At 54.4% G+C, this 20,177-nt stretch carries 30 protein-coding genes and 1 pseudogene; 1 reads left to right on the top strand and 30 read right to left on the bottom strand.

Annotated elements, in window-relative coordinates:
• The 10 genes and pseudogenes from Q3O06_RS03825 to Q3O06_RS03780 all read right to left on the bottom strand — a co-directional run.
• Window positions 1-377 (bottom strand): annotated as a pseudogene (locus Q3O06_RS03825) (hypothetical protein); the annotation flags it as partial.
• 39 nt (window positions 378-416) lie between these two features.
• Window positions 417-1,328, bottom strand: a complete 912-nt coding sequence (locus Q3O06_RS03820; protein WP_301817781.1) for a phage tail protein — start codon at window positions 1,326-1,328, stop codon at window positions 417-419.
• On the bottom strand, window positions 1,328-1,906 hold the full coding sequence (locus tag Q3O06_RS03815) for a phage tail protein (RefSeq protein ID WP_301817780.1): 579 nt from the start codon (window positions 1,904-1,906) through the stop codon (window positions 1,328-1,330). Before Q3O06_RS03815 ends, Q3O06_RS03820 begins: the two co-directional genes overlap by 1 nt.
• 2 nt (window positions 1,907-1,908) lie before the next feature.
• Window positions 1,909-3,042, bottom strand: coding sequence for a baseplate assembly protein (locus Q3O06_RS03810; protein WP_301817779.1), 1,134 nt, complete (start codon window positions 3,040-3,042; stop codon window positions 1,909-1,911).
• The gene (locus Q3O06_RS03805) at window positions 3,033-3,410 is read right to left on the bottom strand and encodes a GPW/gp25 family protein (protein ID WP_301817778.1); all 378 of its coding nucleotides are present in this window, start codon (window positions 3,408-3,410) and stop codon (window positions 3,033-3,035) included. Before Q3O06_RS03805 ends, Q3O06_RS03810 begins: the two co-directional genes overlap by 10 nt.
• Window positions 3,411-3,480: 70 nt before the next feature.
• Complete coding sequence (locus Q3O06_RS03800; protein WP_301817777.1) at window positions 3,481-4,116, bottom strand: phage baseplate assembly protein V; 636 nt, start codon at window positions 4,114-4,116, stop codon at window positions 3,481-3,483.
• Window positions 4,079-5,173 carry a phage late control D family protein gene (locus Q3O06_RS03795; RefSeq protein ID WP_301817776.1) on the bottom strand — a complete coding sequence of 365 codons (1,095 nt, stop codon included), beginning with the start codon at window positions 5,171-5,173 and terminating at the stop codon, window positions 4,079-4,081. The genes Q3O06_RS03800 and Q3O06_RS03795 overlap by 38 nt, the downstream gene beginning before the upstream one ends.
• Complete coding sequence (locus Q3O06_RS03790) at window positions 5,161-5,382, bottom strand: tail protein X (protein ID WP_048816091.1); 222 nt, start codon at window positions 5,380-5,382, stop codon at window positions 5,161-5,163. The genes Q3O06_RS03795 and Q3O06_RS03790 overlap by 13 nt, the downstream gene beginning before the upstream one ends.
• Window positions 5,379-6,275 carry a phage tail protein gene (locus Q3O06_RS03785; protein WP_301817775.1) on the bottom strand — a complete coding sequence of 299 codons (897 nt, stop codon included), beginning with the start codon at window positions 6,273-6,275 and terminating at the stop codon, window positions 5,379-5,381. Before Q3O06_RS03785 ends, Q3O06_RS03790 begins: the two co-directional genes overlap by 4 nt.
• Window positions 6,275-8,842 carry a phage tail tape measure protein gene (locus Q3O06_RS03780; RefSeq protein WP_301817774.1) on the bottom strand — a complete coding sequence of 856 codons (2,568 nt, stop codon included), beginning with the start codon at window positions 8,840-8,842 and terminating at the stop codon, window positions 6,275-6,277. Before Q3O06_RS03780 ends, Q3O06_RS03785 begins: the two co-directional genes overlap by 1 nt.
• Before the next feature lie 121 nt (window positions 8,843-8,963).
• On the opposite strand from Q3O06_RS03780, the gene Q3O06_RS03775 reads away from it, so the two are divergent.
• Window positions 8,964-9,149, top strand: a complete 186-nt coding sequence (locus Q3O06_RS03775) for a hypothetical protein (RefSeq protein WP_107818796.1) — start codon at window positions 8,964-8,966, stop codon at window positions 9,147-9,149.
• A gap of 1 nt (window position 9,150) precedes the next feature.
• Here Q3O06_RS03775 and Q3O06_RS03770 read toward each other — a convergent pair whose 3' ends face one another.
• The 20 genes from Q3O06_RS03770 to Q3O06_RS03675 all read right to left on the bottom strand — a co-directional run bounded on the left by Q3O06_RS03770 (window position 9,151) and on the right by Q3O06_RS03675 (window position 20,124).
• Window positions 9,151-9,270 (bottom strand): GpE family phage tail protein, encoded by a 120-nt coding sequence (locus Q3O06_RS03770; protein ID WP_228777354.1) that lies wholly within the window; start codon window positions 9,268-9,270, stop codon window positions 9,151-9,153.
• Between the two features lie 55 nt (window positions 9,271-9,325).
• Window positions 9,326-9,619, bottom strand: a complete 294-nt coding sequence (locus Q3O06_RS03765) for a phage tail assembly protein (RefSeq protein ID WP_301817773.1) — start codon at window positions 9,617-9,619, stop codon at window positions 9,326-9,328.
• A 95-nt stretch (window positions 9,620-9,714) separates the two neighbouring features.
• Window positions 9,715-10,230, bottom strand: a complete 516-nt coding sequence (locus Q3O06_RS03760; protein WP_107818793.1) for a phage major tail tube protein — start codon at window positions 10,228-10,230, stop codon at window positions 9,715-9,717.
• Between the two features lie 37 nt (window positions 10,231-10,267).
• Entirely contained in the window at window positions 10,268-11,662 is a 1,395-nt protein-coding gene (locus Q3O06_RS03755) for a phage tail sheath family protein (protein WP_301817772.1), read from the bottom strand.
• 11 nt (window positions 11,663-11,673) lie between these two features.
• The gene (locus Q3O06_RS03750; RefSeq protein WP_301817771.1) at window positions 11,674-12,171 is read right to left on the bottom strand and encodes a Gp37 family protein; all 498 of its coding nucleotides are present in this window, start codon (window positions 12,169-12,171) and stop codon (window positions 11,674-11,676) included.
• Window positions 12,171-12,596 (bottom strand): gp436 family protein, encoded by a 426-nt coding sequence (locus tag Q3O06_RS03745; protein ID WP_003753463.1) that lies wholly within the window; start codon window positions 12,594-12,596, stop codon window positions 12,171-12,173. Before Q3O06_RS03745 ends, Q3O06_RS03750 begins: the two co-directional genes overlap by 1 nt.
• Before the next feature lie 3 nt (window positions 12,597-12,599).
• Complete coding sequence (locus tag Q3O06_RS03740) at window positions 12,600-12,929, bottom strand: hypothetical protein (RefSeq protein WP_301817770.1); 330 nt, start codon at window positions 12,927-12,929, stop codon at window positions 12,600-12,602.
• Window positions 12,930-12,931: 2 nt separating this feature from the next.
• Window positions 12,932-13,270 (bottom strand): capsid cement protein, encoded by a 339-nt coding sequence (locus Q3O06_RS03735; RefSeq protein ID WP_115177806.1) that lies wholly within the window; start codon window positions 13,268-13,270, stop codon window positions 12,932-12,934.
• Entirely contained in the window at window positions 13,271-13,588 is a 318-nt protein-coding gene (locus Q3O06_RS03730; RefSeq protein ID WP_239992233.1) for a Gp49 family protein, read from the bottom strand.
• Entirely contained in the window at window positions 13,589-14,527 is a 939-nt protein-coding gene (locus Q3O06_RS03725; protein WP_301817769.1) for a major capsid protein, read from the bottom strand. It abuts the gene before it with no gap.
• Between the two features lie 57 nt (window positions 14,528-14,584).
• Complete coding sequence (locus Q3O06_RS03720; RefSeq protein WP_301817768.1) at window positions 14,585-15,709, bottom strand: 2-oxoacid:acceptor oxidoreductase; 1,125 nt, start codon at window positions 15,707-15,709, stop codon at window positions 14,585-14,587.
• 420 nt (window positions 15,710-16,129) lie between these two features.
• A complete protein-coding gene (locus Q3O06_RS03715; protein ID WP_301817767.1) occupies window positions 16,130-16,492 on the bottom strand; it encodes a hypothetical protein in 363 nt (120 codons plus the stop codon).
• 222 nt (window positions 16,493-16,714) lie between these two features.
• Window positions 16,715-17,056 carry a Mor transcription activator family protein gene (locus tag Q3O06_RS03710; RefSeq protein WP_118813951.1) on the bottom strand — a complete coding sequence of 114 codons (342 nt, stop codon included), beginning with the start codon at window positions 17,054-17,056 and terminating at the stop codon, window positions 16,715-16,717.
• Window positions 17,034-17,510: a gp16 family protein gene (locus tag Q3O06_RS03705; RefSeq protein ID WP_301817766.1), complete on the bottom strand. Its 477-nt coding sequence runs from the start codon at window positions 17,508-17,510 to the stop codon at window positions 17,034-17,036. Before Q3O06_RS03705 ends, Q3O06_RS03710 begins: the two co-directional genes overlap by 23 nt.
• A gap of 173 nt (window positions 17,511-17,683) precedes the next feature.
• Window positions 17,684-17,992, bottom strand: coding sequence for an HU family DNA-binding protein (locus Q3O06_RS03700; protein ID WP_301817789.1), 309 nt, complete (start codon window positions 17,990-17,992; stop codon window positions 17,684-17,686).
• 40 nt (window positions 17,993-18,032) lie between these two features.
• Window positions 18,033-18,239, bottom strand: coding sequence for a hypothetical protein (locus Q3O06_RS03695; RefSeq protein ID WP_301817765.1), 207 nt, complete (start codon window positions 18,237-18,239; stop codon window positions 18,033-18,035).
• 2 nt (window positions 18,240-18,241) lie between these two features.
• Window positions 18,242-18,853 (bottom strand): DUF3164 family protein, encoded by a 612-nt coding sequence (locus Q3O06_RS03690; protein ID WP_301817764.1) that lies wholly within the window; start codon window positions 18,851-18,853, stop codon window positions 18,242-18,244.
• Entirely contained in the window at window positions 18,850-19,308 is a 459-nt protein-coding gene (locus Q3O06_RS03685) for a hypothetical protein (RefSeq protein WP_301817763.1), read from the bottom strand. The genes Q3O06_RS03690 and Q3O06_RS03685 overlap by 4 nt, the downstream gene beginning before the upstream one ends.
• Window positions 19,292-19,792, bottom strand: a complete 501-nt coding sequence (locus Q3O06_RS03680) for an HI_1489 N-terminal domain-containing protein (RefSeq protein WP_301817762.1) — start codon at window positions 19,790-19,792, stop codon at window positions 19,292-19,294. The genes Q3O06_RS03685 and Q3O06_RS03680 overlap by 17 nt, the downstream gene beginning before the upstream one ends.
• Window positions 19,789-20,124 (bottom strand): hypothetical protein, encoded by a 336-nt coding sequence (locus Q3O06_RS03675; RefSeq protein WP_301817761.1) that lies wholly within the window; start codon window positions 20,122-20,124, stop codon window positions 19,789-19,791. The genes Q3O06_RS03680 and Q3O06_RS03675 overlap by 4 nt, the downstream gene beginning before the upstream one ends.
• Window positions 20,125-20,177 lie beyond the last annotated feature (53 nt).

The following is a 20,177-nucleotide window of genomic DNA, read 5'->3' as shown; positions in this document are numbered from 1 at the left end:
AGTTTTTCAGACTTCGCCTGTTGCAGCATTTTCTTTTTAGCGGCAGGTGTCAGCACCCAGTCGCTTCCATCCCATTTGTGGTATTCCGACGGGCGCGGAATCAGGGTCAGGCCTTTAGGTAACGCGCCGGCTTCTTCGATGTCGGTTTTGCCGCCGTCGCTCGTCCGGTAGGCGGTTTGGCCGCGTCGGTCTTCTAGGATTTCCCACTCTTCGCCCGTCCAACGCGCGGCGTGGTGTTCGGGGATTTCTGGCGGCGCGGTCTCAATGCAACCTGCCGGGATGAGCCAGTTTTCAGGATTTAATGGATCAGGGTCGGCACCGGTGCTGCCGATATATAAGTTTTTGGTGTCGAGTTGGTAAACGGTTTTCTGGGTCATGGGGTTTGTCCTTTCAGACGGCATTTGTTTTAACGCGCATCAAATTTTGATGCAGGCCAAAAGGGCGATGTTGCGCGGGCGGTTTTCGTTGGCCGTGGGGACGATGCGGGAAGCGTCGAAAGTGATGGCGCGCGGCAAATCGTTGCTTCCGCCGCCGTTGTCGCTTGTCCACTGTTTCCATGATTTTTCCACGCCAAACGCGCCCGTCGGCTCGATGTAGTCGAACAGTTGCAGTGCGCTGTTCTTTCCGCTGTCTAATTTACCCGTGATATTACGAATGGCGTCGCCTTGAGCACTACCCAGTGCACGCCCGCTGTCGATGCCGCGGTCGTCATCCCAGCCGCGCACGAATTCGCCGCGAAGGTCGGGCAGATTGAAGGTGGTGCGGCCGTCACCTGTGCCGTAGGTGGTACCGATGGATTGGAAAAGGTCGGCGTAGAGGGTGCGCGATACGGCCGCGCCGTTGGCTTTGAGCCAGCCGTCAGGTGCGGTTGTGCGGGCGAAGTACATCACCGCGCCGCTGGGGATGAGGCTTGGGGCATCGGCCTCGCTAAGGACGCGGTTGCCGTCGTAGGTGAGGTTGCCGTCGTGTTTCAAATATAAAATCCTTCCGCTCTTTGTATTCACGACATATGCGCCGGTGGCGTCCGCGCCCAGCCTGATGTAGCGGTCGGCGGCGGCGTGGGCGGTGCTTGCACTGGCTTTGATGTCGGCTTGGAAGGTTTTCGCGCCAGGGATGGTCTGGTCGCTGGTGAGGGCGACGGCGTTGTTGCCTAGATCTTCAATGGTGCGGTTGGCGGCTTCGGTTTGTTTTTTGAGCCAAAGGGTGCGGTTGGCCAATTGTTTTGCCTGACGGTTGTCGATGCCGTCCGGCCCGCCCATCACGGGGTCGGAGGTTTCTAATTGGTAAATGCCTGTTTCCCATTGTGCTGTTTCGTTCAAATTTGCCATTATGCAGTTCCTCGGTTAAATGTTCCGTCTCTCGATGCCTGTCCGTTATGCCGGACGGCGGCGTGCCGGTAATCCAATGCCGCCAATACGCATCGGGCAGGCGCGAAGGCTTGCAGGGTATGCCGCAGCAAAGCCGCCTGATCGTTGGTTAGCGCGCCGTTCATGGTGATACGGTAATGCGCCCAGTGGTCGGACCGTCCGTGCGCGTAGGTTCCGTCCCGCCTGATTTCGCCGTTGTGTTCCTTATTGCCCAAGCCTTCGGTGATTTCGACTTCTCCGAAGCCGAGCCGTCTCACGATTTCGCGTATCGCCCACGGCGTGCCTTTCATACGGTGCAGCCGATACGCGCCCTTAATCAGCTTGCGGCGCGTCTGGTCGCTTTCAGCTAACCAGTAGCCGTCCGCACCTAAAATGCTGCGGCCCTCCGCCAGCAGTGCCAAGTGTTCTGGAGCAACCAAATCTACCAGCCTCGGCAGTAGTCTGACCGCATCGGCCTCATTCATCCTCAAGCCTAAATCCGCCAACATTTTGTAACGTCGGTCGTGTTCGATAACGGATGCGTAGGAGAGTTTTGCCATTGCTAACCCTCCGCCGTTTCAGGCGAGATGCGGATATTGACGGAAGTGCATCTTGCCCATTGGTCGGGTTGGACGACGGTCAGCGCGGGCGACTTTAAAACGACGTTGTATACGCCTGCCGCCTTCAATGCCGTCTGAATGTCCAGCGGCACGATGTCCGCGCCCAGTTTTTCGCGGCGTGATGCTTCGTAATCCGCCCAAGCCTGTTTTGCCGCCGCCAAAACTTCGGCGGCATCCGCGCCTGTAAACAGCGTGAGTTCCGCATCCAGCGTGTAATCGATAACAGAAGGGGCGGCAACGCTTACCGTGTCGCAAAGCGGGCGGACACGTTCGTCAGACAAAGCCCTCTGCACTTCGCCGATGAGTTCGGGAGACGGCAGCCCGTTTTTAGTCAGCACCGTTACCCGTACCCGGCCGCCGACCGGCTCGCCGCCTGCCGTTTTCAGGTTGCCGACATGAACGTCGCAAATGACAGGATTGACACGTCGTGCGAAGTATTCGTATGCGCCGACAGGCCCCGCCACGCTGAAACTTTCCGGGGCGAGCAGGATGCGTTGCCGATAAGCATCGTCCGACTCTTCGTCCGCACCGCCTGCCGATACTTCGATATTGGCGGCAGATACTCCGTCAATAGGACTGACCAAGGTATTGATTTGTCCTGCGGCAAAACCATTGCCGGACACACCTGTCTGCGTGCAGACAGCCTCTAAATCCAAAGTTCGGCCGGGCGGTAAGAGCGTGCCTTCCGATGCCGTCTGAAACACGGTCGCACCTGCGGCAATCTGCGTACTTTGCGGGATGACGACGGGTTCGCCGTGGGAAGCTGCAAGGGTAAAGCGGACGGTGCAGCGGGCGGCCGATGCCTCAAGGCGCGGCGTGTTCACATCGTCGCCGCACAAATCCAACATCAACCCCGTTGCAAAACGCGGGTGCTGCTGGCGGTAGGCTTCGTTCAAGGCTTTGCGGACCAGCATTTCGCGGTAGGCATAGGTGTTGATAATCAGACGCTCGATGTGGGCGGGTTGCAGGGTTTTGCCGCTTTTTGCCTCATAGTCGGCAATGGTCTGCGCCAAAATCTCGGCAAGGTCGTCTGAAACCGCCTTGACTTCTTCACGCTTGAGTTTGCTCAAATCCATGCCGCCCGCTCCAATCTGATGTCTGTCGTATAAACCTCACCTGCCACTTTATCTGCTATGCGCCAATAAACCGTCATCGTCAGATGCGGTGCGACACCGTCGAAAATAATGTCCTCAACCACTGCCCGCTTCTCCCACGTCTGTATGGCCAGCACGGTTTCGCGAACGATATTGGGGACAAACACGTCTTCGGGCGTATCCAGCCATTTGTAATGGTCGGAACCGAAATCAGGGCGGGTAACGTCCGAACCCTTGCGGGTCGATAAAATAGTGCGGATACACTGATCTATGTCGTCCTCGCTCTGAACCACGCCCGAGCCTTCGGGCGCGAGCTGCCAGTGCTTGGAAATCGGTGCGGCGTAAAACATAAAAATCCCTGTATCGCTGATAGATACAGGGATTGTAGGAAATGCCGTCTGAAACGGCTTTTAATGCGGCTTAATGATTTTTCGGTTCGCCGGTTTGCCCTCCGGAATCGCCGTCATGGATGTGCCTGCCGACATTGATACCGTTGACGATAAGTTCGCCGTCAATGATGACTTTACCCTTAATATTCGCCGCCTCGCCGCCGCCGGCATTGCCTGCCACCAAACCTGCGGTATAGGTCAACAGCCCGTTTACCGTCGCATTGCCCGTAATTTCTGTTTCCGGCGATTGTATGTCCACTTTCTGTGCCGCTTTGATTTTGACCTTGCCCGGCGTTTCCACAACGACTTCGCCGCTGCCCCGGTCGTGCGAGATGACCGTGCCGTTGGCAAACCGTTTGACCCATTTGTTTTGGTCGGATACCGGCGGCTTGTCGGCGGCATTGTAAATCGCGCCGATGACGCAGCCGTTTTCGCCGCGCGCGTCCAGCAGGCAGACCACCAGTTCGCCCACATCGGGGAGGCTGTAAAAACGGTTGCCGCCCGCCGCCGGTGTCGCCATCGGCAGCCAATCGGTTTCCATGTCGTCGAGTACGGGGATTTTTACCCGCAAACTGTGGGATGCCTCATCGACTGTCGATACCGTACCAAATTGCATCGTTGCCGTAAAATCATGGGTTTGCACTGCCTTGCTCCTCTTCAGAAACATATTCCGTCATCTTGATTTCGATTTCCGTCGTATAGCCGCCGCTGCGCGAAAAGTCATGCCGCGACTGCTTGACCAGATATTTGCCCGAAAACTTGCCGAATCCTTTCAGCCGTACCATTTGGCCTGCCGCCAACAGCGCATTGCCGACCAGTGTAACCGTGCCCGCGCATTGGTCGTCCTGCGCATCTGCCAATTTGGCATCTGCCCTGGCATTTAATTGGGCGATACTCTCACCCTTATTCGGCACGATACGCAATGTATCGCCCGTGCTGCCGTGTTTGGCTTTGCCTCGCTTGGGCTTGCTTTTTCGGCTTGCCGAGACCGTTTTCTTGTTTTTCGGGTCGTAGCCTTTGACATCTACTTTGGACGGCACGCCCTTAATCAAATCGCGCAGGCGGACACGGATGATGTTTTCGGGTTTCAGGACGGCAACGGCAGGACGCTGTTTGAGTGCGTCGTTGTCGGTAAATACCAGTTTCTTGCCGACGATTTTAAAACTGTGGCCGTACTCCTTCGCCAAACGTGCCAAAAACTCAATATCACGCTCTTGGTACTGCGTCACCCGTTTGATGGGGATGTTTTTGACCGTACCCGTTACCTCCAGCTTCAGACGGCCTGCAATCTGACGGACAATGGCGGCCAGAGTCGTGTTTTCATACGCCTTACCGCGCAGGGTGCGGTTCGACTTGGTAATGCCCGTCGATAAAGCCTTCAGGCTGACCGTCGATGGCGGCCGGTTGTATTCGATTTCCGCAATCTCAAATTTGCCGAAAGAAACCGGCCCGGTAAATTGGTCACCCAGGCTCAAAGACAAAGCATCGCCCTGTTCGGGATACCAATTACTCAGCCAGCGGCCGTCCGTATCCTCAAAATCGACCTGCAATTCGTCCGACTGCCCCTCAAGATAATCGGTATAGCTGAACGAAATCAGATAAGGCGCAACATCTGCCGTTATATCTTTGTCTTCGTAAGACAGGACGAAATCGGGCATGGTAACCGGATGGGTATTGCCGCCGTCCAAGCCCTTCAGCCTCAAAAACGCACTTAACGCATCCACGGCGGCAGCTCCTCTTGGTTATTTTTCGGTTTGGTTTCCAAAACGGGGACAAATACCGTCAGCCCGCTCACGAACTCCTCCGCCAAAGGCAAGTGCGGATTGGCCGCAATCAGACCGTCAATCAACAGCGCGTTGCCGTAATGCTTGTGCGCAATCAAATCCCATCGGTCGCCGTCTTGGGTGGTGTAGCGTATGACCGCACTCATCATTTATCCTTTCTTGCCGCAAGATAGCCGGTCAAAGCCTGGGCGGCGGCAGAGCCGTTTGCCAGCGCATCCGATGCTTCGGCTACGCCGTTTTCCACCGCATCCAACCAACCTCCTACCGAACCGCCCTCATAACCTGCCCGCAATGCGCCGACGGCTCCGCCCAGCCGGTTGGCCGCTCGTCCGGCCTGTGCCGCAAATTCTGCCGCGCCTTTCAGGTCGCCGAAAACCGCCGTTACTTCCGGCAAAGCATTGAGCCGTCCTAAAATGCCGCCGCCGACATTGAGTGCGTCCCCCAACAGGTTTAATGTCCCTGACGGGTCGTTTTTCAAATCTTTGGCCGCGCGTATCAGGTTCTGCATATCGGCTATGCCCGATTCCGCAGCGCGGTAAACCTTGATACCTTTTTCGACCGCACTCACTACATCCGATGCCTGAGCCCGAACGCTCTCCGGTAATAAGGACAGGAGCGGATTTTGCCTGCCCGATTTGACTGCGGGCGTAGGCAGGGGATTATTCGGGTCGCCGACAAACTGGGTCAGCTCCACATCCAACTCCCGCGCCGCCGTCCGACCTTGCGCGTCCTGAATCAACGTGCGCTCCGTCAGCCGCTCAAGCACAAACCATCCGACAAAACGGCCGCTGCCGTAAACCAAAGACACTGCCTGCTGCGCCTCCAAAGCCGACAGCAGACCCTTATAAGCCGTGTCGGGATTACCCAGCCGCCAATGCAACTTGAGAGAGAAACGCAACGTCGTCAGTTCGTTTTGCAAGGCCTGCAGGCGCGGACGGCCTTTTAAGACCTCATGCTTGGCAAAGTTCGCCGAATGTTCCGCCTCAAGCGATGTGAAGCTGTTTAAAAGCTCAAATCGCACATCACCCAACATCGCATACATCAATAAGCCCTCCGTGCTTTATCGTCCATCATGCGGCGGAACATTGCTTCGAATTCACGCAAGCCCATCTGCAGCGCAGCCTCAATCTGCTGAGGATTACCGCCCGGCGCGTTGATGGTCGGGTTGTAATTGATGGTCATCCCGCCCGCCGCCTGAGTATTGCGTGCAGACGCAAATGCCTCGCCGCCCGCAGACAACCGTGCCGCCAGCGCGCCCATATGGTTGGTAAAACCGCTTTTCAGACGGCCTGCCGTATTGGCTATAGAGGCAATCGGACGCGCCGCACCCCCGTCCAAACCGATTTGCAGGCCATCCATCATCCATCCGCCGAAACGGCGGAACACGCGGCTGGGCGAATGGATGCCCATCACGCCAGCAAATGTTTGTTTGAGCGATGCCGCCTTTTCGGCAAACCATGCCTTGACCGACTCGAATTTGGACTGCAACCCGTTCCACAGCCCTTGGATGATGTTTGCGCCAAACTGCGTGAAACTGGACGGCAACTGCACGCCGAACCAAGACAGTACGGCGGCAAAGGCCGAATAGAACGCGCCAATGGGCGACCAGTTGAGAATCAGGCCGAGGATGCCGAGCAGTCCGCCGTCAAAGGCAGTTTTCATTTCGAAGATTTTGCCGCCGACCCAACTGGCGACCGCTGTGATTTTTTCACCTATCCATAAGCCTGCCGATTCGCCGAAGCTGCGCGCCCCGCCTGCAGCAACTTGTGTCGTGCTGAAGAAATCCCTAAAGAAATCCAATAGTGGCCGGACAAAAGGTCGAACCGTATCCCACAAACCACCTAAGACAGAAAAAACGGTATCTACAACCGGAGAAATAGCGTTATAAATGCCGTCCCAAGCATCCGACAGTGCAGAAACCAGAGCATCAAAAGTAGGTTTTAACGGTTCCAAGCCTTTCAACAGCCCGTCCCACAGTCCGGCAAAAAAAGCCTTAATCGGGTTCCAAGCCTTGTAAATTGTCCATCCAACCAGGGCAAGTGCGCCGACGGCCAAAACCAGCGGCCACATCGCCGTCAGCGACGACAGACTGAAACCGAGCATGGCGGTTCTTGCTGCCGCCAAAGCCCGCATGAGCTTTCCTAGCCTACCCGGTACATCATGCAGTCCCATTCCGCCTTGCATCACAGTATGGGTCAGTACAATGGCAGACCGTAGCGATAAAACCGCTCCCTTCATTCCCAAATAAGCAGCACGCGACCGGTTGGCAACGACCATCGCGCCAAACATCCCGACTTTAAAAGCCAGCAGCGAAGCGGCCGTACCGACAATCCCTTTCGTCAATACGGGATGTTTTTCCGACCAGTCCGAGACGATGTTGGCAAGTTTGTTGCCCTTAGCCAAAAAATCATTCAAGGCAGGCAGGACTATCGAGCCCATGCGTATGCCGAGTTCCGAAATCCCGTTTTTGAAAATTTGGATTTGGTTCGCCGTTGTTGCCGAACGGTTGGCAAACTCGCGCTGCATCGACCCGAGATATTTCAAATTGCCTGAAGCATCGCGTTCTTCCAGCAATGCCAGTTGGCGGTTGTACTCACCGACATTGTTGGCGAGCATCATGGCATCGTCGGCATAGTTCCTGCCGAACATCTCCAGCAGCATGGGGAACTGCTCCGCCTTCGGCAACTGCTTGACCCGAGCCAACAGGTTGAGCATCGCACCGTTGGCATCTTTGTCCATAGCGGCGGCAAATTCCTTGGTTGTCAATCCTAGCTCTGCCAGCTCTTTTTTCGCACCGCCCGCCTTCATGACCGACATCGAAGTAATCATGCCCTTCATTGCCTGCGCCGCCAGTTCGGGGGCTTTGCCCATACTCAAAAAGGTGCTGCCCCATGCAGCACCTTGGTTTTCCGTCATGCCCAACTGCTTGATGTCGCTGCCGACGCGGGTCAGGACGTTGACAATATCCGCCGCCTTCGAGTTCGCATTGTCCGAAAGATGGTTGACGGCATCGCCCAATATGCCGATTTTGGGAATGGGTATCTGCAAGACGTTGGACAGCGTCGCCATAGATTCGCCCGCCTGTCCTGCCGCCATATCGAATGCCACGCCCATCTTGGCGGCATTTTCGGCAAAACCCGTCAGGTTTTCGCGGGCGACTCCTGACTGTCCGCCTGCGGCAACGATGGCGGCAATGTCCTTGCCCGCCATCGGAATCTTGCGGGTCATTTTCAAAATGTCCCGTTCCATTTCCTTAAATTGCTGCGGCGTATCGAAATTAACCACCTTTTTGACATCAGCCATTGCCGATTCAAATTCAATCGAGGCTTTGACAGGCAAAATTAATGTACCTGCGGCGGCAAGCGCACCCTGCCATTGCCCTTTGATGTCTGTCCATTGGCTGCTGACGGCTGCCCTTTGGGCGCGGACGGCATTGAGCTTTTCATATTGGCGGGTCAGTTTGGCGACGGAATTGCCGATTTTGTCGTATTCCTGCCATAGCTGTTTGGCAGACGATACGCCCAAACGGTCTTTGTTCCGCTCCAATACCCTGCCCAGTTCCTTCTGACGTTCGGACAGGGTATTGGTCGTCGTTTTCAGCGTATTCATCGCCTTGCCGATATGGGTCAACCCAGACAAAGCTCCGCCGACAACGGCGGAAATGCTGATTGATATACCTAAATCGCTTGCCATATGCTAATATGCACCTATTAAAGGATGGGTTGTTTGTATGTTTGTTGTCGGTATGCTCGCAGTTTTAGCTGGTATTTTTTATTGCGTCGTCCTTGCTGCTTCCGCTGTTTGGCTGGTAGCAGTCGAGTTATGGCAGGCGTTTTTTGAAAAAGCTGAGCCTGACAATGGTTGGTGTCGCGATTTGCAGCGCGAAATCGAAGAAGAACGCCGACACCAAATCTGAATCACATCCCCCTCCGATAACCCGCCTTCATTTGGCGGGTTGCTTCTTTCTGCCAGTCTTCAAATTCGTCCAGCGGCAGAGCGTAAACCTCATCCACGCTCCAACCGAACCACCAAGCCAAATCGGCGGCGGCAGACAGCAGCTGCCGCTGCGTTTCAGCCTTTGAAAGAGGAGGACTATTTGTCTTGGTCAGATTCCGTGAAGCGGCGAAACGTTTCCTGCAACTGTTTCCAATCCGCCAAATCCAAACAATCCAAATCTTCGGGAATCATGCCTGCCATACGGGCAAACAGGGCCAGTTCTTGCTCCGCCTCATTCGTCAGGTGCGACACGGCGCGCAAATCGCCCACGCGCAAACGACGGAGCGTTACCTGTTCCAATATCTGACCCGTCGCCAGCCGTACCGGATATTTCAGTTTCACAACGGTATTTACACCCAAATCTTCTTGCAATTTCTTGGCTTCATTCATTTTTCATCTCCAAAAATAAAAAAATCACCGTATCGGTAAAGATACGGTGATTGTGTCAAAGGTCGTCTGAAACGGCTTTTAATCCGATTTAAAGATTAAGCACCAATGTTTTTACGCATTTGGTTCAAAACGTCCTGACCGTCCACACGGTAGATGTTTTTGAACGCGTTGTAGTACAGCACTTCGCGCCCGCCGACGACTTGGCGGACTTCTGTTGCCTGGTAGGTTGAGCTAAATTCCGCCTTTTCCTTCGGCTTGTAGCCGCCCAGGGCGTTTTTGGAAAACACTGCCGTTACCGTGGTTACGATGGGGACTTCTTCCGCCAAACCTGACGCATTGAAGGTCTGCAGGTTGCCACGCACCATCAGTTGCACAGCTTTAAAGGGGTTGGATGCCTTCTTGGCCACCTCGGGATAAAAGCTGTTCCAAGTAACTTCGCCTTCCAGGGCTTCTACGCCATTGGGCAGTTTGATGGTACCGACCATACCCAAACCGGTATGGTCGTCCTGCCCAAACTCAAACTCGGGCAGTTTGAACTCGGATGCGTTACCCAACAGGCTGTTGCCGTCGATATAGACGTTGGCATTGTAGATTGCATTGATTGCGCTCATGTTTTTTCCTTTTCTTGTTCCGTCGTTTCAGACGGCATTAGGATGCAGAAACCAGATTAGCCAGGTATTTGCGGGTCATCACGCTGGTATTGGTCAGACGCTCGGCAGGCAGCTTGGGCGTGTAGTCGTACACAATCGGCACTTGACCTTTACTGAACGCATCTGGCAGGTCGTAGTCATAGTCCAAACCGACCGAGAAGCCCGTGATGGAGCGCAGCGTGCCTAAATAGGTGCGTACCGTCTCAATCAAACTGTCGATTAAGGCATCGTCAATCGGACGGTCGACATATTGCAGCTCTGCGCGACGGATGGATTCGTCGATGATGTCGCCGGTGCGTTGTGCCACTTCAAAGTTTTTAATATGCGAAACCGTTGGGAAGCAGGCGAGGCGGTTGCCCCACATACGATAGCCCGTACCATAGCTGTTGAATACAGTCGTAATGCCTTTTTCATTCAGACGGTTGGTTTCGGACTGCGGGTCGTCCGCACGGGCGGTCAGTCCGATTTCCACGCCGGTCACGCCCAAGAGTTCGCGGTTGGAGATGCTGTACCAGTAGCCCTGTTCCACATCGGTTTTCATACGCAGGCCGGCGGCGTGGACAGCGAGGCTCTCCAAACCCAAGAGCCCGACGACGTAGGGGTAAAAGAGCTGACAGCGGTCGGACGAAGTTTGGAAATTGATGCTGCCCAACGGACCGCGTCCTTCCAAAGCCTTGCCCAAGCCTGTGCCTTTCGGCGCGGCAGCATAGGCGATGGCTTTCAATTTGCCCGCAATGATTTCCATTGCTGCGCGGACTCCGGCGTTGCCGTCATACTCGGGAGCGATGATAATTTTCGCGTCCGCGCCTTGTCGGTTGAAACCTTCGGTCAAGAGTTCCAAACCGGTGCGTTTTCCCGTTGCCGCCACATATGCGCCGATAATGTCGGCTTCGGTCACTTTCGTCGGGTCGGTATAGGTGTAGCTGATTTCCGGGGCGGACGGTTTGGTTTTGAACACAATTTCGCCCGTCAGCGTGTTGATGGTGTAGTGCGTGTTTTCGGTCAGGGGGCTGTTGCCGTCTGAAACTGCGTAGCCGCTTTGCAGGGCAGGCTTGGCGGTTTTGGCTGTCAAGGTGTCAGGATCAACCGCCAATACTTCGTTGCTGACGGTTGTCTTATGTTTGGCAGGGTCGCAAACATTGACAACATAAGCGACACCGCTGCCGTAGCGCGTCCAGATGTGTGCGGCATCCGGCAGGGTGAAGCCTTGAGCGGTCAGCCCGCCGCCGAATCGGGCAAAGTCTTTTTTCGTTTGGCACACAATCAGCTCATTGACTTCGCCGACGGGTGCAGTGCCGACGATGGCGGTAATCGCGCCGTCAACGGTATAGACGGGATTGGAGCCGCCGTCGATGCGGATGGTCTCCGTGCCGTGATGGTAGGCTGCTGCCATGATGGATACTCCTATGTTTTAGGTTTTAAATCGGAATTGAGGTCTTGGTCGGTTCGGCGATAGCGGGCAGCGACGAAGAGGGGGCGTTTTTCTTCACGGCAAACTTCAACCTGCTGGGTTTCAGTCTGCAAGACTAGCTGATACTGCCATGCGCCCGCATCCTCGGCCAAAAACTCCTCGCTGATAAGGTGGCAGGGCCGGCAGTTCGGCGGCGCAAAACCAACCATAGCAAGACGTGTCTCATCTAAAATCGCCAGCGTGCCGTCGTCCGCATTAAGGCTGCTGCCGAAAACGGTCAACACCAACCTGACATCGCGCTGCTGTGCAATACGACCGAGCTGCTCGATTTCGCCAAATTTGCTACCGCCGTATCCGACCAATATTGCTCCGACCGGATGGATAAATTGGTATTCGGACGGACGCTCGGGGAAAGCCTCAACGCTGACCCACGGGATAGCGGCCTGCAAATGTTCTACTACCGCATCAATAATCGGACGTGTCGCGCTCATCAGTAGCCTCCTAAATCCATTTTGTCGCGCGCTCGGACGTGATACGCGCCCGGCTCGGGTTGCGACGGCTTGTCCAATGCGGCGATGCCGATGTGAATCTTGCCGTCGCGGATGGCTTCCAGCGTCTTAATGGTTGCGTTGTAGGCAGTTTCCAGCGGTTTCGGAAAGTCGGCGCGGTTGATGCGGCGGCTGTGCAAAAAATGGCGGGCGATGTTGATGCACAAAGGCTGCAACACCGTCGGCGTGTCCTTCAGCGGCAGCACATATCTGCCGCGCAGGTATCCGTCCACCAAATCGCAGGCATAACGCACTGCCGCATCAATGACCTGAGCGTCGGGTTCTGTCCCACGCGCATTGTCGTTGGTCAGTTGCACCAACTCCATTTGGCCCATCGCAGCCGTCAAATCATCCGCGCCGATATACATGGCTTACTCCGCCCCTTCGGCTGCTGCCGATTTTTTAACGCGTTTCGGCTTTTCAACTTCGCCCGTAGGGGCATTGCCTGTATCATCTGACGGCGTATCTTCGCCCGTAGGGGCATTGCCTGCATCATCTGACGGCGTATCTTCGGACGGCGGGGTGTCATTTTGTTGCGCATCCAGCTCTTCGCCGGTTGTCAGTGTCGGGGTAACGTGTGCCGCGATCGATTCGTACTGCTCCGCCGTCAATTCGACCGCTTCGCCGACCTCGACACGAAATTGGTCGCCTTGTTCGTTTTCCAAAATCAACGGAGTGTTTGCGATATAAACTTTAGCCATGATCAGCCTTTCAAAAATACTTGGATAACTTCGCCCGCCGCTGTCGCCGCAGAGCGCGCCGTACCGGCAACCTTGGCATTACCTTCCGCCTTGACTGCCGCGCCTTGCGCATCGGCTGCTACTTCATCGCCGACGGCAATCGTGCCGCCTGCCTCAACTAAGGCGATACCCAATACATCGACGGCCAACATTTCGCCCGCATCCGCATCCAAAGTAGCAGTACCCAGAACTTTCACACCGGCGGCTGCCTGTTTGCCTGCGAAATCCACAAAGCGGTTTTTGACCACCTTGCCTGATGTTTTGACCGTGGTTACCAAGACCACTTGTTTCGTTTGTGCCATTTAAGACTCCTTTTGCTGCGCGTCATGCGCATTTTCTTTGATACGGTAGGCTTCCAAGGCCAACAGATTTTGCAACGCGTCCTGATAGGCCAGCTCGCGCCCCGTCTCCGCCACGAACGCCTCGGAATTGAGAGCGGCAGAATGGCCGACGACGACAAACCCGGAATGCAAGATCACCGTACATACGGTTGAAGTCGTTCCTTCGACGCGGTGGTACCGTACCTCGGTAATGCGGGCATTCAAATCTTCATACTTCACAGATAACGTCATTTTTTCCTCCGCAGGCCGTCTGAAGCCTTTCAGACGGCCTTTCAACATCTACTCAACCGCGTTTTCAAACAAGAAACCGCATGCACCGCCGACCACTGCCGCTTTGCGGATGTCGGTATAGCGCGCGTATTCCACCTTGCCGCCAACCTCTTCGTAGCGGTCAACTACCGGCATACCGCGACGGCGGAAGGTATAACCGAAGCTTGGCTCACCCTCGTCATTGCCACCGGAAGCTGTATGCGGACGCACAATCAGGCTGGCGAATTTGCCCCAAATATCTTGGGTGGCCTTATTGTCGGCAGGTGTAGATACCGCCTCGCCGACGATGATGTCGTCCAGCTCCAGCAGGTTTTTCAGCTGCTCGACCGTGAGCAGGGACTTGCGTTCATTCGCGCCCAGTGCGCCGATGAGCTTTTCGTGGCGTTTCAGTGCCGACAGCACGCTCGCGCCCACCACTAGTACCGACGGGCGTACACCGCAGCCTGCGCGAACCGTTTCGCGGGCGGTCTCGATGTCTGCCAACGGATCAGAGTTTTTATCGCTCCATGTTTGGGTGGAGGCCAAATCTTTGCTGAAACCTGACTGATAAGCCGATTTGTTTTGCAGGAGGGCGGCAGTTTCGATTTCTTGACGCAGCTGCACGCCCTTGACCGCGCGGCGTGTTGCCTTGGCGCGCTCGTCGTACATCGATTCCACTTGTTCGCGGTAATCCACACCGGCGGCCAAATCATGCTCTTCCAACACGACCGGCATAAAGCTTGGGGAGTCCAGCGTAATCACATTCGATGCCGCACCGACCGCACGTTCGGTCTGATACTCGACAAACGAACCCTTGCCGAACACCGGCACGCGCACGCCTTCTTTTTCAGTAAACACCACCGGGAAGATTTTCTCGGCAATAAAATCCGCCTGCTTGTAGCCCAGTGCGAGATTGGTTAAAACCGGATCAAGCTGGCCGCGCAGACCGCGCAAATGAGATGCACTCATGTTTTATCCTTTTTTAGGACAAATGCGACAACGTCGTCGCATTTGACGGGTTGATGATTAAGCAATAGTACGGCGGGCAGCCTCTTCGTAAGGGATACCTTCCTTCGTCGCCAATGCCAATGCACGTTGGTGATGGCTCAAGGCTTCCGGGTCCGCCGCTTCGGCAAAGTCTGCCGCCAATCCCGACGGCGTTTCACCTTTAGCCATCTCTCCGCCATGAATCTGCTTGGGCAGCACGGCGGTAAAAAATGCACGCAGCGCGGCAGACAAAGGCTGCTTCTTACTGCCTTCGCCGAAGTCGGCGGTTACATCGTCAGGGTATTCGGCAAAATCCAAAACCTTGACGACCAAATCCTTGTCGGCAGGTTTCAGACGGCCTTCCTTGACCAAGCCTTCGGCAAATTCGGCATTCTGCTCATGCGCACCATCGCGCAGGGCGGTATGCTGCTCGTCTTGCAGCTTTTTCAATTCCGCCTGCGATTCGGCGGCCTTCTTCTCGGCAGCTTCGCGGGCGGCCTTTTCGGCTGCAAGCTCTTGTTCCAGCGACATAGGGGTCTCCTTGTTTTCATGGTTTTCTGGGGGTGGGGGTGATTCGGTAAATTCGGCAGGTGCATGAGTTTGAGGCACGGCAGCCAATTCTTTAATTGCCTCAATTTGCCAGTCAGGCAGTACTTTATCGGCTTCCTCTAGGCCGAAACGGCCGATAAACCAGTCTCTGAAACGGCTTAATAAGGAGGCTGTCTGAAGATGTGCGTCTTCGGAAAACTCGACATAAACTTCGCCCTCGGCAAAACTGATGGCGGACAAGCCCTTGACTGCGGGCGGTTGCGCGCCCAAAAAGCCAACATGACGCAGCGTCCAAACACCCGGTTTAGGATTGTTCGGGCTGGTTGGCGGGTAAAAACTTGCCGACACTTTTTTATATCGTCCGGTCTTAACCAAATCCGCAAAGCCTTCATCAACTTGGGCAAAGTCCGCCGTCAGTACGCCGTTCTCAGCTTTCAGCCCGCTGACCCAGCCGTAAGCCGGCGCGTCCGCCTTCGGGTGGCCGACCACAATAGGAGCCTCATGCACCTTCGGATCGTAGGCTTGCGCGGCGGCGGCAAGGTCGGCGTGCGTAATCGTTACCGTATTGCCGTTTGCATCGGTGCGCGTCCCTGCGCGAAAAATTTCGTAAGACATAAAAAAGCCTCATCAGATGGATGAGGCTATTGTGGCAAAGGCCGTCTGAAACGGCTTTTAATCGGGTTTAAAACTTATTTCGGCAGATGTTTGCCAGCGGCGGTAAAAAAACCGCCCCAAGGCGGGGCGGTTTACCGTTTACAAGAATGAAACAGCAATTTTAGCAATACAGATATACGGTAAAAACCTCAACCAACGGTCTGTCCGACAGAAAAACCATATAAATGCCAATACGAAGCATACGGCCCATACGCCCCAAGATGTTTCCGACAGCAGCATACGGATAGTTTTACCGTCAGTAATCAGCAGCAGGAGCGTAAACGGCAACGACATCAATAAAGTCCCCCATCGGTTTTTGACAAAGGGGAGGCGTTCGTCAAGAAACATTAGAAAGTCGATAATTTTTTCCAGCATAACCCGTCAAATTCCCATAAGCTCGATTTCCAAAGCCGACCGCCAATTCAATGCAGCGGTCGCCATGCATATACGATAGCGTCTGTCTGTTGCTACTGTTTCAATCCATTTCTTGACTGAAGATTGTGCAAGCTTTTTCAATGCTTTCAATACTGCTCTTAAAGACAAGAATGGTCGTCCGTAAAATTCACGAAACATAGCCTCAGGCCAAACCATTTTTTTTGAACATTGGGCAATCGCGGTTGCAAGCTTGTCGCAGATGTCGGCAACTTCAGGCGTAATATCGTCCGCATCGGCATGGATGGCACCATTGTACACATTATGGATAAAACCGGCATACAGTTGTTTTTCTTCTGTTGATAAAGACATATAGATTCCTTTCGAGGTCATACTGCCATATCGGCAGCAGGATCATCATGAACCGTTGTCCGCCCCCAATCTTTTAATCGGGGCTAATAAAAACAAATACGCCAAATTTGCGTTTTTAGCGCGTTTCGGTTTCAGGGTGGGCAAACCCCCGACCGCAAAGAGAAACGCAATATAAAATCGGTCAGGGCCAAACCTGACCGATGTTTTAATTATGCGGTGTACTTACGAAAACAAATCTGCCTGTTTTTTCGCCCGCTCTGCCATGCCAACCTCCTTGACGATGCGGTAAACGTGCTGTACGGTCAGACCGTATTTTCGGGCGAGGCCTGCATGATTCTTACCGTCAAACTCCTTGTAAATTTGCATATCCCGCTCCGATACCCTGCCCAAAAGGTTTTTCGGGAAATAAATTAACTGCCCGCCCCAGTTGCTGGTCAGATGATGGGACAGCTTTTTAGATACTTCGACCGCCTGCTGCCGCTCCATCGGCAATACCGACATCAAGCAGGCGACCGCCTGGTCTTCCAAGTCCGCCACCAGCTCAGGCACTCTGTTGTCCGCCATTTTCCACCCTCACTTTCCACTTCTTCAGATGTTCGATGACCCGTATTGCGTCATCAGTCCCTAACCATCCATGATAATCTATGCCCGTCATCCGCTTCACAAACCGCGACAGGCCCAATTCCGACGGATTGCGTACCGCGCCCAAATGGTGCAGCTCCAACCAAAGCGCACGTATCTTTTTGACCTGCGCCTCCATCATGCGGTTGGGCATATGCACCGGCAAATCAGGTTTGCCTGATGCCGCCTGCGCCTTAGTGGCAACCACAAAGCCCCGCATCTTCATAGCCCGCACGGCAAGCTCCAGCTCCTCGACCGATAATTTGGTACTGCTCGTCTTACCGCATGACAGATTGGCGAGCAGCGCGCGGTATTCGCCGTCGTCCATCATCAACTGGGTTTTGGCCACATGGATGAGCCGTATCAACCGCTGTTTTTTCTGAGCACGGGTTTCCATTTCCAGCCTCCTAAGAACCTCAAAAAAGTGAAACATCGTTTCACTTTTTTCAAGAAAATCAATAAATAATGATATTCTATTCAGGATTTTTGCGCAGTGCAACTAAAACGGAAGGACGCAAAAAAGGTCGTCTGAATTTCTTCAGACGACCTTTTAAACATCAATGGCTTTAACTAACGGTTGACCGCTTCTTTCAACGCCTTGCCTGGGCGGAATTTTGGCGTTTTACGGGCGGCAATGGTCAACGGCTCGCCCGTTTTCGGATTGCGGCCTTTGCGCTCGGCAGATTGGGCGGTGTGGAACGAACCAAAGCCGACCAAGGTAACGTCTTTGCCGTCCTTCAGCGTCTGCGTTACCACGCTGACAAACGCATCGACAAATTCCGCCGCATCGCGTTTGTTCAATTCTGCCTCATCAGCAATCGCTTGGATTAATTCAGATTTATTCACTTTTTGACTCCTGTTTAGGTTTAAATGCGGCAGACCGTGCCGCGCGGGTTATGGATTTATAGTTTCAGACGGCCTAATGTTTACGGATGGTCGATGCCATCATCTGCGCCGCCTGAATCATCTTGCTGATTAACTGCGCCGCCTGAATCATCTTGCTGATTAACACAGCCGTTTGCTGCGCACCTGTTTTGTCTTTTGCATCCGCCGCCGGAAGGTCGCCCTTAAACTTAATGTAGGTACCTTCAGGCATATCTTCGATTTCAATAATGATTTTTGCCATGTTCACACCTTCGCCACATCCAAATTCATCAACTGATACTCCCCGTCCTCGCCGCGCCGGTACACCCGCACAAACGGTTTGCTGATATGCACCTGCAAACTGTCGGAGAGCGCGTCCATCGCCCGTTGCCATTTTTCATCCGTGATTTGCAGGCGGCGCAGGCCGAGGACGCGGGCGGTGCTGATATTGCCTTCTTTATCCACTTGGAAGGCCGCGTTAATCAGTGTTTTCAATTCCGTGCGGCTGCCTTCCGTCCATTCGTTGATACATTCATCAATTAAGGCTTTGGCGGCAATCAAACCTTCGTCAAATATCAACGTATCCTGCATGGCAAGGTTGACGCGGTACGCGCCGTCGAAGCTGTGCAGGCTGATATTGCCTTTCTTACCGCCGACATTTACGTCGTAGCGGTCGGCACTTAACTGCACAAACGCGGCAATATCGTCCATCGCCTCGCGTTTGAAAGTGATTAAGTCATCCTGCACCGCGCGCGCTTTAGCAGCAATTTCCAGCACCAGCTCGTCTCGCAGCAGGTCGATTTCTTTAATATTGGCCAGCGGCACGAGATTCCCTTTGGCATCCTGTTTGTATTCTTTCATGTCAACACTATTCATTTTGTTTTACCTTTCTGCCTTTCGGCATTAATCCTTTTACACTCATCCACCGACCGGTGGCGTGGCCCGTGTATCCAATCCCTGTTCATGCAAGGGGAGCTTTCCAGCAGGCTGAGTGTTTGTTTGAGTTTGGCGGCCTGCGCCTTGCCGTATTCGGTCGGACGATGCTTCTTTTCCAGCCTCGGCACCATCCTGATTTCGGGTGGCGGCAGGTGTTTGATAAGGTCGGCAGGGTTTGGCCACTCTGACGAGGATGCCGCGATAGCCCTAAAGGCTGCCTGTATCCTGATACCGTCATGCTCCGGCTGCCACGATCGTCCGCTTAGTATGCCCAACCAAAGTTCGGCGACGGCCGTCAAATCCGCCGAAGCGGGGCGGCCTTTGAGGTTTAGGGCGGCGAGCATCATGAAACCCTGCGCGATTGCTTTTTTCAGCCAGCTATTGTTTTCCTCCATTTGACCACTCCATCAAACCGCCCAACCCGCTTCTCAATTTGGTACTTACCCCCTCTCCCGCGGGAGAGGGCTGTTGAGAGGGCAAAACCGCAATTCCCGCCGTCTTGTCGGGCGACCAAAACGTGATGTTTTCCAACAAATAACCGTGGCTGGTCAGCGGCGGTGTCAGTTTTCCCGCATCCCGTGCCTCAAGGCATCGCGTTGCCGCCCAAATCCAAGCCTCGCGCGGGGCCGGGTACGTTTTTCGGTTACGCACGATTTCGCCCTCCCGTATCATCGGCGCAATCTCGCCGACGAGCTTTGAAACTCGGTTAAAACTTAAATCCTTTTCAGCGGGGCGAAACAGCGTCAGATACCGCAATACCGCCTTAAAAAGGTCGTCTGAAATGCCGGTCAGGGCAATCAGTGCTTCGCGGGCATCGTCATGGGCGATTAATACATCCAAGCTCATCACCGCGCCGCAGGTAGGGCAGCGTACTTTCATTGACTTCGCTCCGTCCAAAACTGTTGCGCCCATGCCGCATCTGTTTGACGCGTATCCGTCGCTGTCCAGTATTTGTTATCTAAAATTTCAGGTGCTTTGGGATACTCGCTGCGGCGTTTGGTTTGTGATTCGTATCCGGCAAATGGTTCGTCCATCTTTTTAAATTGGGACAAGGTGTGCCTGCAGCCCTGACTTTGCCAACATTTGGCGCACACCTCAGAACGCACGCGTACACATTTTGTCGCATCAAAACGCCAGGCAAATGCTATTTCTGATTTGCTCTGTCCGCAGACCCTGCATTTTTTCAGCTTAGTGAGAGTTTTTTGGTTCACTTTCCGTCTCCTTTTAGGATGGCTTTTGCGCCGTATTTCGCCCTAATTTCGGC

This window comes from Neisseria maigaei (genome assembly GCF_958267405.1).
Classification (GTDB): Bacteria; Pseudomonadota; Gammaproteobacteria; order Burkholderiales; family Neisseriaceae; genus Neisseria; species Neisseria bergeri.
This window is presented reverse-complemented; position numbering and strand designations above follow the sequence as displayed.